Origin of the sequence: Streptococcus mitis (genome assembly GCF_009496285.1) — a bacterium.
GTDB lineage: Bacteria > Bacillota > Bacilli > Lactobacillales > Streptococcaceae > Streptococcus > Streptococcus mitis_BP.
Genome location: NZ_WIJK01000017.1, coordinates 1 through 17,360 on the forward strand (window position 1 = coordinate 1; position 17,360 = coordinate 17,360).

The following is a 17,360-nucleotide window of genomic DNA, read 5'->3' on the forward strand; positions in this document are numbered from 1 at the left end:
TGGCTTGAACACCTTTATTGTATCGCGTTTGGAGTTTTTTTGGTATAACCTTCGACGCGCACCCGCATAGCGGGTGGTTTATTTGTCTCGCACCTCACGGAGCGAGACGGACTAATAGTCACATAAAAAAGACCTATCATACAAGCTGTAAAGCTTGATATGATAGGTTTTTTAATGTTAGATTAACGTACAGTGCGGATACGCATTGTGTTAGTACGAACTGCTTCACCAAGTGGCACACCTGCAACGATAACGATATCGTCACCAGATTGTACAAGACCTGCTTCAACTGCTTTACGTTCAGCAATTTCAAACATGTCATCAGTTGATGATGGAGCTTCTGTCAACATTGGGATAACACCCCAGTTCAACATCAATCCACGTTCTGTCAATTCGTCAAATGTCAATGCCAAGATATCAGCATTTGGACGATATTTAGAGATCAAACGTGCTGTGTGACCAGTCTTAGTAAGAGTTACAACCAATTTGATGTCCATTGAGTTTGTAGCGTCTTTAACTGCTGAAGCCATAACTTCTGTCTTAGAGTTACGTTCAAATGAATCTGAGTTCAAACGTCCGTATTCGTTAAGAAGAGTTTGAGCGTTCTTATCGATAGTTGCCATTGTACGAACAGACTCAAGTGGGTATTTACCATTTGCTGACTCACCTGAAAGCATTGTAGCATCAGTTCCGTCGATAACAGCGTTGAATACGTCTGATACTTCTGAACGAGTTGCACGTGGTTTTTCAGTCATTGTTTCAAGCATGTTTGTTGCAGTGATAACAACTTTACCAGCAGCATTCACTTTAGTGATGATCATTTTTTGGTAAACTGGAACCATTTCAAATGGTACTTCGATACCCATGTCACCACGAGCGATCATGATACCGTCAGCAGCTTCAATGATTTCGTCCAAGTTATCGATACCTTGTTGGTTTTCGATTTTTGCGAACAATTGAACGTGACCGTTACCAGTTTCTTCACAGATTGCACGAACTTCGTTAACGTCTTTTGCAGTACGTACGAATGAGATCGCGATGAAGTTGATACCTTGTTCAAGACCGAAGCGGATATCAGCGTTATCACGTTCAGCAAGAGCTGGGAAAGGAATTTTAGTGTTAGGGATGTTTACACCTTTTTGTTTAGCGATAACACCGTCGTTTTCAACTTCAACGACAAATTCACGAGCTGCATCGTCTTTTTCTACAACACGAAGACCAAGTTTACCATCGTCAACCAATACTTGGCGACCAACTTCAACGTCATCATAGATGTCAAGAGCTCCAGCAACGTTCAAAGCAATCACTTCACGAGTTGATTTGATACCTTGTTTAGTTGCAACACGGATTTTTTCACCAGTTTTGTATGAGTACTCTTTAGCTTCACCTTCGAACAATTCAGTACGGATTTCTGGTCCTTTAGTATCAAGAAGGAAACCAACTTTTTTACCTGCAAGTTTTTCTGCAAGTTTAACAGTTGCCATACGGTCACCTTGTTCTTGGTGGTCACCGTGTGAGAAGTTGAAACGGAAAGTGTTAGCTCCTGCTTCAATCAATTGAGCAATGTTTTTAGCTGAAGCTTCAACGTCAAGTTTTTCACCCCAGTATCCGTCTTCACCGAATTTTTTACCACCACGGATTTCTACCGCAGGACCCAAAGTTGCAACGATTTTTACACGTTTGTTCATGATTTTTGTGACTCCTTTATATAATTTGACCTTTTATGGTCATTTTACCAGTTTAGTTAAAGTTGATTATGACAAGCTCTTGTTCAAAGCAGAAAGTTCAAGGTCAGCTTTATGAGGATTGTTAACAACAATCTTACCATCAGCTGTTAGGCTAAACAAAGCTCCTTCTTCTGCAGTTCCAAGAATTGGATTTTCAACCATTTTCTCGTTACGGATACCAACAGCTACACCACCGATTCCTTGTTTAAGAAGTTTAACAGCATGTGCTCCCATACGTGACGCCAATACACGGTCACGAGCAGTTGGAGATCCACCACGTTGGATATGACCAAGTTCAGTTACACGAAGGTCGCTTGTATCTCCAGCTTCTTTTAGCTTTTGACCAAATTCAGCCGCTGACATAACACCTTCTGCCAAAACGATAATGTTGTGTTTCTTACCGTGTTCATATCCAGCTTTGATACTTGCTACGATGTCTTCCATCTTGAAGCCTTCTTCAGGGATAATAATTTCATCAGCACCAGTGGCAATACCAGCCCAAAGAGCGATATCTCCAGCATTACGTCCCATAACTTCAACTACGAAAGTACGACGGTGACTTGATGAGGTATCACGAATCTTATCGATGGCATCCATTGCAGTTGTAACTGCAGTATCAAATCCGATTGTGAAATCAGTACCTACGATATCGTTATCGATTGTTCCTGGAAGTCCGATAGCAGGGAATCCATGCTCAGTCAAGCGCATAGCTCCGTGATAAGAACCGTCACCACCGATAACCACGACACCTTCGATACCGTGTTTTTTCAACTGCTCAATCCCTTTAAGTTGACCTTCGAGTTTTGCAAACTCAGGATAACGAGCAGAGTGAAGGAAAGTACCACCACGTGAAATGATGTCTCCCACTGAAGCAGCATCAAGTGGATAAATTTCGCCGGCAACCATACCTGCGTATCCATCATAGATACCAAAAACTTCCATTCCTTCTGAGATTGCTTGACGAACTACTGCACGGATGGCAGCATTCATACCAGGGGCGTCTCCACCACTAGTCAAAACAGCAATACGTTTCATTTGGTTTTGCTCCTTTTTCTTTTAACATTCTAACTGATTATACCATAATTAAAGTTAAAATTCTTTTATTTTCATTGATTTTTAACGATAAATCGTTTTCATAGTTATTTGACTCAAAGATTCCTGCAAACTAACATCTTTTGCAACAAAATAACCCGGCAACAGAACATTTTTTTGTTCATTTTCGTAGCGTATAATGACTGGAATTTGTCCCTTGTATTGTTCTAAAATATGATAAATTTCAGAATCATGTTCATGATCAGCAGCCTGAATCCAAAATCGTTCACTCACTGCTTCTTTTAGATTATTTAACACTAACTGAAGGCGACCGTCTCTTGCCTGCACTTTTCCATTTAGGTAGTAAAATCTTCCTTCATGTAAGAGATTGTTAAATTGGCGATACTGATCAGAAAAAACAGTAACTTCCAAATTTGATTTGCTATCACTAACTTTCAAAAAGGCCATATTTTCACCTTTTTTAGTTCTGATTACTCGGATAGACTGTAGCTCAACGAGTACTGTAGCTGTCTGTCCTTCAGATAGTTCAGACAAACTCACAATTGGATAGAGGGAATTCTTTGCTAAAATCAGTAAGGGATGTGGACTAATACCGACTCCAAGCCACTCCTGTTCCTTACGAAACTTTTCGACTTGCGTAAAATCCTCACTCTCAAGCCAATTGTAGCTATTATCTGCAAACAAACTACCCAATTCTTCCACAAAAATAAACAAAGTAGGTAAATTGGATAAGATTTTTTGGCGATTTTTTTCAAAACTATCGAATAAACCAATCTCGACTAGGGGAGTTAAAAGACTCAACTTCTGATAATTTTTAGGCAAGCGAGTGACAAAATCTTCGACACTGCTAAAAGGACGATTCTCTAAAATCCAATAGGCAAAATCTCGAGGCATCCCCTTGATACTCTTAAGCCCCAAGTAAATAGTCTTGTCTGTCAATTTATCCAGATACGGAATTGTATTGATAGAGAGTGGTGTCAGTTCAAAGCCCATTTCAAGCGCATCGAGAATATAATCTCCACTGGCATAGTTGAGCATGACTTGATAAAAGATTTCTGGGTAATGTGTTTTAAAGTAAGCAAGCTGGAAGGCTAAAGCCGCATAAGCATAAGCATGCGATCGGTTGAAACCATAACCAGCAAATTTTTCCATGACAGCAAAAACCTGCTGAGCCTGTTCTTTACTATGCCCTTTTTCGAGTGCTCCTTGGATGAAACTTTCCTCCATTCGGTGCATCTCAGCTGCGTTCTTTTTCCCCATGGCACGACGTAAAATGTCGGCCTTCCCAAGGCTGAAACCAGCGTAACGCTGTGCCACTTGCATCACCTGTTCTTGGTAAAGCATAATGCCATAAGTTGGAGCCAGAATATCTTCCAAAACTGGGTCCAGAACTGTTACCTTTTCTTTACCATGTTTTCGAGCCACAAAGTTGTCGATATAGTCACTCGCTCCAGGTCTGTTGAGGGAAGTCGTTGCCACTACTTCTTCAAATCTTTCTGGTTTCACGCGCTTTAATAAGCGAATAGCACCAGGTTGTTCAAATTGAAAGATTCCCTTGGTCTTCCCAGCTGCAAAGAGGGCTAAAGTTTCTTTATCCTCAAGGTCTATATCCTCAATCCTTAGCTGAATTCCTTGAGTTTCATATAAGAGCTCCTGCATTTTTTGAGCGAAGGTTAGGTTTCGAAGACCCAAGAAGTCCATCTTGAGCAAGCCGTTTCCTTCAACTCCATGAGCATCATACTGGGTAATGAGCATATCCTCACCATACTTAAGAGGAATATAGTCCGTTAGATTTTTATCACTAATCACGACACCAGCAGCATGGATAGAAGTCTGTCGAGGATAGCCTTCTATCTTTTTGGCAATTTCAAAAGCCTTTTGGTACTCAATCCTGCTTTGAATCAGTTGTCTAAATCCTAGATTGCCTTCATAGGCGCTTGTCAAGGTATCTTTGAAACCAATTTTCTTGGTTATGGATGTCAACTCGTACTCGGGAACACCATACCGTTTAAAAACATCTCGGATAGCCTGTTTGGCACCAAAAGTCGAGTAGGTGACTATTTGAGCAGCGTGAATACTACCATAACGGTCACGAACATAACGGATAAATTCAGGACGATAGATATCAGGAATATCAATATCGATATCAGGCATGGTATAGCGTTCACGATTTAAAAAGCGCTCAAAGATGAGATTCTTAGCCACAGGGTCAATACCAGTGATATCTAGAGCATAGGCCACTAGACTTCCAACTGCAGATCCACGTCCCATACCCATATAATATCCTTGAGAACGACCAAAACGTAAGAGATCCCAGACAACTAAGAAGTAGTCATCGAATCCCATGTCATGAATCACAGATAGTTCTTCTTCCAAACGAGCCTGATAAACTGAATCTAGTAAGCCTTTCTGTTCCAAGCCCTTAATAGCTCTTTCGCGCAACTCTTCAACAGCAGGACGCTCTGGATTGAAGCGTGGAAGCTTGAGACTACTATCAATCTCATAAGTAGTTGCTCCAATCAGTTCAGATAGATTGTCTAAAGCTTTTGGAAACTTTTCTACAAAAAATTGTTCAAGACGGTCAGCAGGTAAAAACAAGCCTTGTTGCGATTGAACATCTACCTCTCGCAAGGTCACATTTTCCTTAATCGCCTTGAGCATTTGAAGCGTTTCTAAATCCTCAGATTCGAAGGAATTAACACGATAAAGTGGGAGAATGGAGTGAGAAAAATTCGACTGAGGTGTATCTGGATACACTCCGATATAATAGTCATGCCCTAAGTCCAAGGAATCAATTGCAGAATAATAGGGAACAATAACACAAACATCTTCTAGATAGGGAGAAAAATCAGTCCATTCCTTTTTACCTGTCATTTTTAGAGTCGAAATCTTCATGAGATTTCGATAGCCATGATTTGACAAGGCCAAAAATCGAAGGTTGATGAGTTCCTCCTTATGATGAACAGTCACCTCAAGACCTAATAAGGGCTGAATCCCCTGTTTTTGGCACTCTTTGATAAAATAATAAGCCCCATAGAGATTGTCAATATCCATGATTCCAAGTGCTGAGTAGCCGTATGCTTTCCCTTGGTCAACATACTTCTGAATGGAAATCATACTCTCCATGAAACTATAAACCGTTTTTGTATCAAGTTGTGCAATCACTCGCTATCACCTCCCTTTTTCTTCTTATATTATACCATTTTAGAAAATAGAAAAACAATTTCTTTCTTCCCTTGTAGAAAAAGAACCACAGCTGAATTAACTGTGATTCTCACTTATCATTCTATTTCCAAGATAGGATTTGTAGCTGTCAAGTGACTGATCTTGCCACTAACACCGAAATATTCCTCAATTTTAGTATGTAATTCTAGCATTGCTTCCCGAGCTCTTGATGCCTGTTCTTCATTGATAGCTTCAATGACTAAAACAGCATCTTTGGTTTCTTCTGTTAACATGGTTCTTTGGGCTTCACGCCAGTTTAAACACCGACAAACCGCACCTTGTTCATCAAAATAAATAATTTCATCGGCTAATGCAGAAGCATCACTTTCGGCCCCTAGTGGAAAGAAGGATTCATTCCCTTGAGCTCTTCCGAGACATAAGTCACCAACAATCTTAGCTAAATCCTCTCCCCCACAAGGAACAGCGTAAGAAAGTGAAACACTATTATAAATATCTACCAAAGGATTTATTGGATTAAATTCTCTTCCTTGACTTACACGCTTTAATAAAGCTTCAATAGAAGAACGAGCACCTTTTTTGGTTTTGAATTTAGTGAATGCCTGGCGCCATTCTTGAATCACTTCATTCTGAGTGAAATTTTCATCTGGTATAAAAATCCGAGCTTTTTTGATCCCTTCATCTAGTAAAGCTTTAAAATATGGATCCTCATTCTCATCAATAGTATTGTTGAGACCTTTTACCACCAATACAGAGATTTGAGCATCTGGAAATAGTTGCCAAAAATCATCTTTTACATGAACTTTCATGACCTTGACGCCATTCTTTTTCTTTCATTCTACTACAAATTAAAAAAACGAGTAGCATACAAGCTACTCGATAGGAACTATAATGAATTTTCACGAATCACTTCTACCTTGTATCCATCTGGATCTTTGATAAAGTAATAGTTTGGTTGAGTCCCTGGAAGTCCATTAGGTGCTGTCACTTCATAGCCTTTGTCGCTATGTTCTTTATGAAGAGCCTCAAGATCAGGTGTGCTTAAGGCGATGTGAGCAAAACCGTCACCGACAACATATGGTCCGTGATCATAGTTATAAGTCAACTCCAACTCATAATCATCACCTTCAAGTCCAAGATAAACAATAGTGAACGCATAGTCTGGAAAGTCTCTACGACGTAATTCCTTAAAACCAAAAGCATCTTGATAAAAAGCGATTGATTTTTCAAGATTTTCAACTCGCAAGCAAGTGTGTAGCATTTTAGAAGCCATTTTTTTCTCCTTTGTTAAAAAAGACTGGGACAAACTTGCACCAGTCTTATGAATAATTATTTACCAAGTTTTGCTTTAGCTGCATCTGCAAGAGCTGTGAAAGCTGCTGCATCGTTAACAGCCAAGTCAGCAAGCATTTTACGGTTAACTTCGATCTCAGCCAATTTCAAACCATGCATCAATTGTGAGTATGAAAGTCCGTTCAAACGAGCTGCCGCATTGATACGTGTGATCCACAATTTACGGAAGTCACGTTTCTTTTGACGACGGTCACGGTATGCATAGTAGTAAGAGTTCATTACTTGTTCTTTTGCAGTACGGAACAAGATGTGTTTAGCTCCATAGTAACCTTTTGCTAATTTAAGAATACGTTTACGACGTTTGCGTGATACAACGCCACCTTTAACACGTGCCATGTTTTATTTCCTCCAAATATTTCCTAGAATTGTTTACTTACAAATACGCGATTATTTCAAGCGAGTAAGCATTGCCTTGATACGTTTGAAATCTCCTGAATGCACCATAGATGCTTTACGAAGATGACGACGTTGTTTTTTAGTTTTTCCGTGGAAACGGTGAGATGTGTAAGCACGGAAACGTTTAAGTCCACCAGAACCTGTACGTTTGAAACGTTTAGCTGATGCGCGGTGTGTTTTTTGTTTTGGCATGATTTTTTCTCCTTTATTTAACTTTCTGACAATTATTTTTTGTCAGTTGCTGGCGCCAATTGCATGAACATTTGGCGTCCATCCATTTTAGCACGTTGTTCAATGATAGCAATATCTTGAGTTGCTTCAGCGAACTCGGCTAAAACTTTTGCACCAATCTCTTTATGGGTGATCATACGCCCCTTAAAGCGAATAGATACCTTCACTTTGTTTCCTTTTTCAAGGAACTTGCGAGCATTGCGAAGTTTAGTTTCGAAATCACCCTTGTCGATAACTGGGCTCAAACGAACTTCTTTCACGGTCACAACGCTTTGTTTTTTGCGTTGCTCTTTTTGTTTCTTCTGGTACTCAAATTTGAACTTACCGTAGTCCATAATTTTCGCAACAGGAGGTTTAGCTTGAGGTTGAATGAGAACCAAGTCCACATTAGCTTCGTCCGCAAGTGCTTGCGCTTCGCTTAGTGGTTTGATACCCAATTGCTCACCTTCAAGACCGATTAAGCGAACTTCGCGTACACGAATTTCATCATTGATGAATAAGTCTTGCTTTGCTATGGTTTTCACCTCTTTTTTTAATTTAGAGAAAAACAAGAGCGGACTTGCTAACGCAAACCCGCACTACATGATTGTATTTCATTTCTGAAATTTGATCCGTAGGGGCCAGACAACGTTAGTCGCAAGGCGAGAAGTTCTCACTTCTGCTTTTCTCAACTTTTATATGATATCAAGTTTTCCCCTACTTGTCAAGATTAAAACTATCTTTTTTTAATTTTTTTAAATATTTGCCTACTGTGAACTTACTGGTTACGAGAATAGTAAATCTCATGTGGCTTCAAACGAGTGTTGAGTAGATCTGATACAGTCACAAAACTATATCCTTGTTCCTGTAGATACTCAATTACTTTTGGTAATGAATTAACAGATGTTTGATGGATATCATGCATTAAAATGATAGATCCATTGCTTGCCTGACGCTGAATTTCTGTCAAAATCGCTGCTTCATTTTTACTCTTCCAATCGAAACTATCCACATCCCACATGATAAAGCTTAAATCAAAGCTATTGCGAATATCATCTGAGATTGCTCCGTATGGTGGACGCATCAATTTAGAGCTTTTACCAAGAACTTTTGTAATAGCATCTTCTGTATCTGTAAGCTGTTTCTTAGCGTCTTCCAATGACAATTTTGTTAAAATTGGATGATTCCAGCTATGGTTTCCAACTTCATGACCTTCAGATTGCATACGTTTAAGGATCGACTCATTACCTGAAATATTTTTTCCTTGAACAAAGAAGGTTGCTTTAATCTTATACTTGGCTAGAATATCTAAAGCTTGTGGAGTTGTATTTCCATCTGGTCCATCATCAAAGGTAAGAGCTACTACTTTTTTATTTTTCTCAGCCTGAGCCTTCTTATAAAGTTCTGCATCCTTTTCAGTTAGATAGGACGATTGGATAACATCAAAGAAGTCTGAAATAGGCAAAGCTATTTCTTCTACATTATTGGTTGCTTTGATTGGATAAAGAACCAATTGACTATCTTTGTATGCAAACTTCCAAGATGATAAATCGCTAGCTGAAAAATCGGCTGTTACTTGATCAACAAGTGTTTGTTCAATCTTTTTATCTTGGAGCGTTGACTTGATATCCTCAAGAAACTTCTCTTTAGCTTTGCTAGCATCTGTAAAGAGCTGATCTAATGTAAACAGAGTCCCATCTTCCTTAAGATAAAGCTGATCTAACGACGTATTTTCTAATTCCACAACAGTAGAATCACTCAGGTCATAGGCCTGTTTTTTTACAAGATGGCTCTCCACACCTTTGATAGAGGATGAATCTTTTTCAGAATAGTAAAAAATCAAATGTTCTTTATCTTCTACTTTATCCGTAATATCTTTTACAATGATATCCTGAACAGAGGTAATGACCTTGTCCCCCGTCATAGGATAGTAGGTGATGATTTCTGCCTGCCCCTTACGAAAATTCTCTTTCTGACTTCCTTGTGAATAGGAATCATCTTTTTCTTTTTTCAGTGCTTCAATTTTTTGCTCAAAAGCTTGCTTGGTCAAGACTTTATAAGCAATACCTGCACCTAATGTTAGGATTGTGAAGAATAGAAGCCCCACAATAATCCATAAATTTCTTTTCTTCTTGTCATTTGTTTTACAATTTGTTCTTTTTTTAGTCATAGTCTTATCATATCAAATCAGGCCTATAATTTCAATGATAAATAGGAAAATGTCCATTTTTAAAGAAAAGAAAGGTAAAAGAAAAGTCCTAGATTTCCATAGGACTTTCTTTTGATTCACAAAAATATGTATATCTGTGTTTACGATTACCAACCAAGATAACCATCACCGCGATCAAGACCTTCCCCACCAAAACCATTTGCTTCATCCCATTCGGCAACGGCTTTATTGTGTTTTTTCATATCATCTCTTGTGATTTCAGTATAACTATTTGATGATGACGCAGGAGTATAGGTTGATGCTGCAGGTTCTTCATATGCAGGTTCAGCATAATTTGAAGTAGGCTCTTCATACGTTGATGTATTAGCATCAGATGTATATGATGACGTAGATGGTTCGTAGACAGGTTCACTAGTTTGCTTGTCTTCTGTAGTAGAAGTTGATGATGAAGCTGATGTACTAGTAGAAGAAGCCTTCTCAGTTTCAGAAGATTGGCTAGTTTTTTCTTGAGAGCTAGTAGATGTATCCTTGCTTACATCCTTTGTTTTTTGTGATGATGCATCCTTAGTTTTCGATTCATTCACAATGGTAGCTTCTTTATTGTCAGATGCTCCTAAAAAAGAAAAAACTACAAGTATCAGAAGTATAAGAGCACCAATAAGACCATAGGTCATTTTCTTGTGCTTGTTGATTATTTTTTGTAGTTTTGTATACATGGTTCACCTCATATGTTTAGTCATTAGGTTTAATATATCAAAGAATCTCGAATTCGTCAACCATGCCAAATATTTTTGAAAGGGGCGTGAATTTTTGATCTTATTGTATATCGAATATAGAATAGTACACTGTCGCTTCTAAAACATTACTAAAAATTATTTTGACTTTCCTAATCTCTCTGTTTATATTTTATTTCATTACATTGCACTTTGATATCTATGTTCTTTACTCACATAAAAACACCCCAAAAGTTAGATTTTTGGCTCTAACTTTCAGGGTGCAATTCAGATTTCTATATAATTTTCTTAATTAAAATCGAATGATTTCTCTTGTTTTTTCATATGAGGAAACAAAGCGATTTGTTACCCCTGGTTCAGCAACTTCCAAAGCTTGGGAAATCTTTTCGAAAGATGCTTGATAATCAAAGGCATTTTCAAAGATTTCTAAAGATTCATGGAAGGCTTGTTGAATCCCTTCATCAAATGATCTGTAGCGGTTAGAATATTGAAGCAATTGCTCTGTCAAGGTTGCATATTGCACAATACTGTAAGTTTCTGTTTCCAAAACTTCCATATCGTGAGTTGCAATTTCTAGGATACGATTAACAGACTCAATGTTGACTTGTGACTGTTCCAACTCTGCCATCAAATCCTCAGTACTATGGCTAGCAGCAAAGAATAATTTCAAGAAGTTCTGTGGGATTCCTGGAAGATTTCTCTTTTCCATGTAGCGCTTGATTGTGTGGAGACGATTGACGTAAACATTTGCCTTTTGACGAGCATTAACATCATCTTTTTCAATCTGTACTAAACGTTCGCTCACTGAAACTTGATCATCTTCAATTTCTTTTAATGTAGCTTGAACATTTTCTAAACGTTCTTCCAATACAGAGTAAGCTTCTGAATATTCCTCTTGTTCTGAAGTCAAATCACTAACTGTAACTTCTAAGGAATCCAAATCCACTTGAAGACGACGGACGTGATTGACATCACTCTCAGACATCAAGTAAGTTTTGCTCAAGCGTTCAATATCTTTTACCAAGACCTGATTGTTGTCTTTTAAGTGGTCAAGATAGGTTGGAAGTGTTGACAACAAGTTTTCAACAACCTTTTGAGAAGCAATCTCTCGTGTGAAAATATTATAGAGAGCATTGATTTCTTCTTGAATCTGAGTGTTTTCATATTCAGCATTATCCAATTCCAATTTTTTAATATTTTCTTGGTTATTTTTCAATGCTTCATACAACAACTGCAAACGCGATTCAATATCAGTTTCTACAAAGTGATAGTTAGCATCAAGCAACTTACGATAGCCAGCCTCCAGATCTTCAAGTTGATCAGGGAGTTCTGTCGTTAGTTTAGTAACAATTGCTGGAATTCTCTCTACGATATGTGTCAAAGCGAGGATATGGTTTTCAGCATTATCCAAAATTCCTGCTGCTTCAACTGGATCTCCTGAAGAGTTTAGCGTCACAAATTGAGAAAATTCAGATTGGATGTTCTCCAATTGTTTTTCAATTTCAGGAAGTGCTTGACCATATTTCTCAGAATCTTCTGCGACTGTTTTCTGCAGGCTTTCAAATAAATCTAAAGCATGCAAGACACGACCACTATTTTTGGATTCTTGTTTTTCTAGATCTGCTAAAGCATTTCGAATGGAAGCAATATCTTCTTCGATAAGGGTAATTTGGCTTTCAATTTGATCAATTTTGTGTTGAGCTTTCAAAAAGCGAAATGAATTATTGTACCCTTCTGCTTCAAACAGATTATTCTCAATATCTGCAAATGAGTTGAGGGATAGGTCTACCCATTTTTGATTCCACTCTCTAAATGCAATCTGACTTTGACCAATCAGATGCATATTCTTAACAGCTTCTACTTCATCGTTAACTGGAAGGTTATACAACTCTTCCTTTCTTCCTTCTAGTACTGCGAGCCTCTTTTCATTTCGTTTGCGTAACAAAATCGCTACAACATAAGCAATGATCAGAAGAGCCGCGATTACAATCATAATAATAATCAACAGATTATCAGACATATCAAACTCCTTTTTATACTTGAAACAATTGTAATGATTATATCATATTTTTCAAACCATGGGAACTATTTCCAAATTTTTTTAGACGTCAAGCGTACTGTAAACAGCATTCTCTTCAATAAATTCTCGACGTGGTTCTACACGATCACCCATGAGCATATCAAAGATTTTATCTGCTTCTGCAGCATCATCAACTGATACACGCGCCATGAGACGATGTTCAGGATTCATAGTTGTTTCCCAAAGCTGATGATCATCCATTTCTCCAAGACCTTTATAACGCTGAATAGTTGGTTTTGAACGTCCTTCACTATAGCGAGCTAAGGCTTCCTGGAGACGGGTTTCTTGATCTGCTCCAGGTTGGATGTATTCTTTAATTTCACTGCCGACCTTAACACCGTAAATTGGTGGTTGAGCGATATAAACATAACCTGCTTCTAAAACGGGTTTCATATAACGATAAATCAAGGTTAACAAGAGGGTACGGATGTGGGCTCCATCAACATCGGCATCCGTCATGATAACGAGTTTTTGGTAACGGGCCTTGCTGACATCAAATTCAGCACCAAAGCCTGTTCCCATAGCTGTGAAGAGACTGCGAATTTCTTCATTGGCAAGGATCTTATCCATGCTGGCCTTTTCAACGTTGAGGATTTTACCGCGAATCGGTAAAATCGCTTGGAATTCACGGTCACGACCAGACTTTGCAGAACCTCCTGCTGAATCTCCTTCGACGATGAACAGTTCAGTTTCAGCTGGATTGTTTGAGGAACAGTCTGCTAATTTCCCTGGAAGGTTTGAAATCTCTAAACCTGACTTCTTACGGGTAACTTCACGCGCACGCTTGGCTGCGACACGCGCCTTAGCTGCCAGAATCCCTTTTTCTACGATGCGTTTAGCAATCTGAGGATTTTCCATTAGGAAGTCTGAAAATGCTTCACTAAAGAGTCGGTTGGTAATCTTGACAACTTCACTATTTCCAAGTTTAGTTTTCGTTTGTCCTTCAAACTGAGGATTTGGATGTTTAACCGAGATAACAGCAGTCAAGCCTTCACGGACATCCTCACCTGTTAGATTATCTTCATTGTCTTTGAGGAGTTTGTTTTTACGAGCGTAGTCATTAATGACACGAGTTAGGGCTGTACGGAACCCTTGCTCATGTGTTCCACCTTCATGAGTATGAATATTATTGGCGAAACTCATGACATTTTCATGGTAACCAGTTGTGTACTGCATGGCTACTTCAACTGTGATATCATCCATTTCTCCATCAGTGTAGATTGGCGTATCAAAGATGACATCCTTGTTTTCATTGATATACTCAACATAGCTCGCAATCCCACCTTCGTAGTGGTAGTGTTTTGTTTGTTCAAGTCCCTCACGTTTGTCAGTGATGGAGATTTGAAGGCCACGATTCAGAAAGGCGAGTTCTTGGATACGTTTGTTTAATTTATCGAAATCAAAAGTTGTTGTTTCTGTAAAAATCTCTGGGTCTGGAATAAAGTGTACGGTTGTACCTGTTTTATCTGTATCTCCAATCACCTCAAGGTCAGCAACAACATGTCCACGACGGTATTCTTGGTAATGGATTTTTCCATTTTTGTGAACACGAACATCCAACTGAGTAGAAAGAGCATTTACAACCGATGAACCTACACCGTGGAGTCCACCTGAAACCTTGTAACCGCCACCGCCAAATTTACCTCCAGCGTGAAGAACGGTAAAGACAGTTTCAACGGCAGGACGGCCTGTCTTTTCTTGAATATCAACAGGGATACCACGTCCATCATCAACAACCGTAATAGAGTCATCTGGCTCAATAAAGACCTGAATATGACTAGCAAATCCCGCCAAGGCCTCATCGATAGAGTTATCAACGATTTCCCAGACTAGGTGGTGAAGACCTTCTTTTGAAGTCGATCCGATATACATTCCAGGACGCATACGAACGGCTTCCAGACCTTCCAAAACTTGAATCTGACTGGCATCATAATCCTGTGCCTGTTGGTTTTTGATTTCTTCTGTCATTTTTTTCCTTTTTCTTACATGTCTAATACTTGTCTCAATGTCACGATATTTTCAAAGAGATGCGTCGCTAAGCCAGCTGCTTGTCCAGCTTCAATGTCTATAGGTCGATCACCAATAACGATGCCAGAGCTTATCTTGTACTTATCTCGCAAATAAATCATTGACTCTGGATTGGGTTTTCTCTTGAAGCCAGAACTAGCTGTTACTACTTCTGTAAAATAGGCAGCAATTCCAGTCTTTTCAAGGATTTCCAAAACTTGGTCATTGCGATGCGAAACTAAAAAATTCCGTCCTCCCTGGTCTGAGATTTCCTCCAATAAAGCAGGTACTCCCTCAAACAAGGCTGGATGTTCAAGCTCTCGCGCTTCGTTTTCCTTGTATTTTTCTAAAAAATTCTCTATTGTTGGGGCAAAACGGTCAATCGCAAAAGCAGTTGACACTTTCAAGGCATTGTAAACTTTATCATGTTCTTCTTCGATTCCAAATTGAGCTAATGTTTCCACAAAAGCAGCGGTCGAAGTCTCATAATTATCAAGCAAAGTTCCACCTAAATCCCAGATGTAATCGTGATATTTCATACCCTTCATTATAGCATTTTTTTATCAAAAAAGCGACGATTTCCTTCTATTTTAACAGTAAAAAACGAGAAGAATCCCCTAATTGATAGATTCTTCTCGTTTCACTTAATCTAAACCAAATACATCACGATAAAGCATAGCTTCTCTCAAACCATTTGCATCGCCACCAAGTTGTTCCACTAGGTTATAAGCAAAGGCAAGTGCAGTAGCTGGACCGCGACTAGTTGTTAACTGACCGTCAATAACTACTGTTTCCTTGCGATAGTGACCATCAGTAATTTGCTCTTGAACACCATCGTAGCAGGTGAACTCTTTATCCTTGAGGAGACCAGCGCGATTCAGAACAATTGGTGCTGCACAGATGGCAGCTATTTTTTTACCGACTTGTTCACATTTTTGAAGTTCAGCAATCAAAAGTTCATGATCGCGTAAATTTGCTGATCCTGGCATACCTCCTGGTAAGACAATCATGTCGTACTCAGATAATTCACCATCAAACACACGATCTGCTTGTACTTGGATGGCATGTGATCCTGTCACTTGGGCTTCAAAACCAACCATATGACAAGCAATATTGGCACGACGTAATACATCCACAACTGTTAGGGCTTCGATTTCTTCAAAGCCATCTGCTAAGATAACTGCAACTTTAGCCATGATTTACTCCTTATTTAACTTTTTTCAAAACAACTTTCTTCCGTTTAAATCTTGTCTTACCGCTCTTTTCTTCGGCTAGATGCGTTTGATAACTCATCGATAGAAGCAATCCAACACCAATCAGATTACTGATAATGGCCGATCCCCCTTGGGAAATGAATGGGAGAGGAATCCCTGTCAGAGGAAGGAGGCCTGTCACTGCACCGATATTTTCAAAGATATGGAACAAAAGCATCATAATAAATCCAGTTGAAATGTAGGTATAAAATTGGTTATTGGACTTCAGAGTGATTTTTAACATTCGATAGATAAGTAGGAGATAAAGTGTAATTACAAGGACAGATCCGATAAAACCAAAATCTTCTGCAATGACTGTAAAAATCATATCACTCTCACGAACGGGAATGAGGAGATTGGATACATTAAATCCTTGACCAAACAAGCCTCCACTACCGATGGCGATTTGCCCTTGGGCCTGTTGATAGGTGGTCGTTTGTGCATAATCAAATGGATTGAGCCAAGCAAGGATACGGTTAATCTGATAGGTTGGCATCCCGATTTGATGTATGAAAGCACGCCCATCTTTTGTGATGAAAATTGCCAAAAATCCTGCAATTCCCGATACAGCTGTTACAAAAATTGGAATGATGATTTTCCATGATACTCCAGAAAGCAAGACCAGTCCCGCAAAGATTGCGACAAAGACCAAGGCCGTTCCTAAGTCACTCTGCAGGGCCAGTAAACCTAAGACTGGCAGCGTGAAGATAATCATCCACAATATCAAGAGGAAATCTAAAGGAATCGTTCGTTCACTTTCCTTGTGTTTCTGTGTGAATTGAACAACAACCCGAGCCAAGATCAAAATATAGGAAATTTTCATGAATTCGGAAGGTTGGAAAAGTGTCACTCCTCCAATTGACACCCAGTTTTTAGCCCCTGTTGCTGCCACTAAATTAGGATTGTAAAAAATCAAGGGTAAAACCATAAGGGCTAGACCTAGGGCATAAAGATAGGGAGTCGCCTGCCATAAAAATTTTGTATTAAAGAACATGACTACAAAGCTGATGATAATTCCCAAGACGATCCATGCTAGTTGCTGACCGAGAATTGGCCAAATATTATGTGGATAGTCATGACTGACAGCTATGTAAATAGCCACAACTCCAATCACCAGCAAACAAAATACTGGTAAAATCAAACTATAATCGACTCGAGAGTCGAGAGAACGTTTCATAAAGGTCTCCTTCATTC

Annotated in this window: 15 protein-coding genes and 1 other annotated feature; all 15 genes read right to left on the minus strand. The window is 39.0% G+C overall.

Annotation, left to right across the window (positions count from 1 at the left end; translation table 11 throughout):
• Positions 1 to 182 precede the first annotated feature (182 nt).
• Positions 183 to 1,688, minus strand: coding sequence for a pyruvate kinase (pyk, locus tag GEZ89_RS06435; RefSeq protein ID WP_153225401.1), 1,506 nt, complete (start codon positions 1,686 to 1,688; stop codon positions 183 to 185).
• A gap of 66 nt (positions 1,689 to 1,754) precedes the next feature.
• Entirely contained in the window at positions 1,755 to 2,762 is a 1,008-nt protein-coding gene (gene pfkA / locus GEZ89_RS06440) for a 6-phosphofructokinase (RefSeq protein ID WP_000820873.1), read from the minus strand.
• A gap of 81 nt (positions 2,763 to 2,843) precedes the next feature.
• Positions 2,844 to 5,945 (minus strand): DNA polymerase III subunit alpha, encoded by a 3,102-nt coding sequence (locus GEZ89_RS06445; protein WP_322741492.1) that lies wholly within the window; start codon positions 5,943 to 5,945, stop codon positions 2,844 to 2,846.
• A gap of 116 nt (positions 5,946 to 6,061) precedes the next feature.
• Complete coding sequence (locus GEZ89_RS06450; protein WP_153225402.1) at positions 6,062 to 6,772, minus strand: B3/4 domain-containing protein; 711 nt, start codon at positions 6,770 to 6,772, stop codon at positions 6,062 to 6,064.
• Between the two features lie 77 nt (positions 6,773 to 6,849).
• Complete coding sequence (locus GEZ89_RS06455; protein ID WP_000157160.1) at positions 6,850 to 7,236, minus strand: VOC family protein; 387 nt, start codon at positions 7,234 to 7,236, stop codon at positions 6,850 to 6,852.
• Between the two features lie 56 nt (positions 7,237 to 7,292).
• Positions 7,293 to 7,652: a 50S ribosomal protein L20 gene (gene rplT, locus GEZ89_RS06460; protein ID WP_000124830.1), complete on the minus strand. Its 360-nt coding sequence runs from the start codon at positions 7,650 to 7,652 to the stop codon at positions 7,293 to 7,295.
• 51 nt (positions 7,653 to 7,703) lie between these two features.
• Entirely contained in the window at positions 7,704 to 7,904 is a 201-nt protein-coding gene (gene rpmI, locus GEZ89_RS06465) for a 50S ribosomal protein L35 (RefSeq protein ID WP_001125942.1), read from the minus strand.
• Between the two features lie 32 nt (positions 7,905 to 7,936).
• Positions 7,937 to 8,467, minus strand: coding sequence for a translation initiation factor IF-3 (gene infC / locus GEZ89_RS06470; RefSeq protein WP_000848177.1), 531 nt, complete (start codon positions 8,465 to 8,467; stop codon positions 7,937 to 7,939).
• 15 nt (positions 8,468 to 8,482) lie between these two features.
• Positions 8,483 to 8,613, minus strand: a sequence feature (ribosomal protein L20 leader region).
• 87 nt (positions 8,614 to 8,700) lie between these two features.
• Entirely contained in the window at positions 8,701 to 10,092 is a 1,392-nt protein-coding gene (gene pgdA, locus GEZ89_RS06475) for a peptidoglycan-N-acetylglucosamine deacetylase PgdA (RefSeq protein WP_153225403.1), read from the minus strand.
• A gap of 146 nt (positions 10,093 to 10,238) precedes the next feature.
• Positions 10,239 to 10,808: a hypothetical protein gene (locus GEZ89_RS06480; RefSeq protein ID WP_153225404.1), complete on the minus strand. Its 570-nt coding sequence runs from the start codon at positions 10,806 to 10,808 to the stop codon at positions 10,239 to 10,241.
• Between the two features lie 310 nt (positions 10,809 to 11,118).
• Positions 11,119 to 12,846 carry a septation ring formation regulator EzrA gene (ezrA, locus tag GEZ89_RS06485; RefSeq protein WP_153225405.1) on the minus strand — a complete coding sequence of 576 codons (1,728 nt, stop codon included), beginning with the start codon at positions 12,844 to 12,846 and terminating at the stop codon, positions 11,119 to 11,121.
• Positions 12,847 to 12,927: 81 nt separating this feature from the next.
• Positions 12,928 to 14,874 (minus strand): DNA topoisomerase (ATP-hydrolyzing) subunit B, encoded by a 1,947-nt coding sequence (gene gyrB, locus GEZ89_RS06490; protein ID WP_153225406.1) that lies wholly within the window; start codon positions 14,872 to 14,874, stop codon positions 12,928 to 12,930.
• Positions 14,875 to 14,888: 14 nt separating this feature from the next.
• Positions 14,889 to 15,452, minus strand: coding sequence for an HAD family hydrolase (locus GEZ89_RS06495; RefSeq protein ID WP_281334610.1), 564 nt, complete (start codon positions 15,450 to 15,452; stop codon positions 14,889 to 14,891).
• Between the two features lie 105 nt (positions 15,453 to 15,557).
• On the minus strand, positions 15,558 to 16,109 hold the full coding sequence (locus GEZ89_RS06500; protein ID WP_153225408.1) for a DJ-1 family glyoxalase III: 552 nt from the start codon (positions 16,107 to 16,109) through the stop codon (positions 15,558 to 15,560).
• 10 nt (positions 16,110 to 16,119) lie between these two features.
• On the minus strand, positions 16,120 to 17,343 hold the full coding sequence (locus tag GEZ89_RS06505; protein ID WP_153225409.1) for an FtsW/RodA/SpoVE family cell cycle protein: 1,224 nt from the start codon (positions 17,341 to 17,343) through the stop codon (positions 16,120 to 16,122).
• Positions 17,344 to 17,360 lie beyond the last annotated feature (17 nt).

Coding starts and splice junctions, on each gene's coding strand:
- pyk (WP_153225401.1), bottom strand. CDS start 1,688: ATGAACAAACGTGTAAAAATCGTTGCAACTTTGGGTCCTGCGGTAGAA.
- pfkA (WP_000820873.1), bottom strand. CDS start 2,762: ATGAAACGTATTGCTGTTTTGACTAGTGGTGGAGACGCCCCTGGTATG.
- GEZ89_RS06450 (WP_153225402.1), bottom strand. CDS start 6,772: ATGAAAGTTCATGTAAAAGATGATTTTTGGCAACTATTTCCAGATGCT.
- GEZ89_RS06455 (WP_000157160.1), bottom strand. CDS start 7,236: ATGGCTTCTAAAATGCTACACACTTGCTTGCGAGTTGAAAATCTTGAA.
- rplT (WP_000124830.1), bottom strand. CDS start 7,652: ATGGCACGTGTTAAAGGTGGCGTTGTATCACGCAAACGTCGTAAACGT.
- rpmI (WP_001125942.1), bottom strand. CDS start 7,904: ATGCCAAAACAAAAAACACACCGCGCATCAGCTAAACGTTTCAAACGT.
- pgdA (WP_153225403.1), bottom strand. CDS start 10,092: ATGACTAAAAAAAGAACAAATTGTAAAACAAATGACAAGAAGAAAAGA.
- GEZ89_RS06480 (WP_153225404.1), bottom strand. CDS start 10,808: ATGTATACAAAACTACAAAAAATAATCAACAAGCACAAGAAAATGACC.
- ezrA (WP_153225405.1), bottom strand. CDS start 12,846: ATGTCTGATAATCTGTTGATTATTATTATGATTGTAATCGCGGCTCTT.
- gyrB (WP_153225406.1), bottom strand. CDS start 14,874: ATGACAGAAGAAATCAAAAACCAACAGGCACAGGATTATGATGCCAGT.
- GEZ89_RS06495 (WP_281334610.1), bottom strand. CDS start 15,452: ATGAAATATCACGATTACATCTGGGATTTAGGTGGAACTTTGCTTGAT.
- GEZ89_RS06500 (WP_153225408.1), bottom strand. CDS start 16,109: ATGGCTAAAGTTGCAGTTATCTTAGCAGATGGCTTTGAAGAAATCGAA.
- GEZ89_RS06505 (WP_153225409.1), bottom strand. CDS start 17,343: ATGAAACGTTCTCTCGACTCTCGAGTCGATTATAGTTTGATTTTACCA.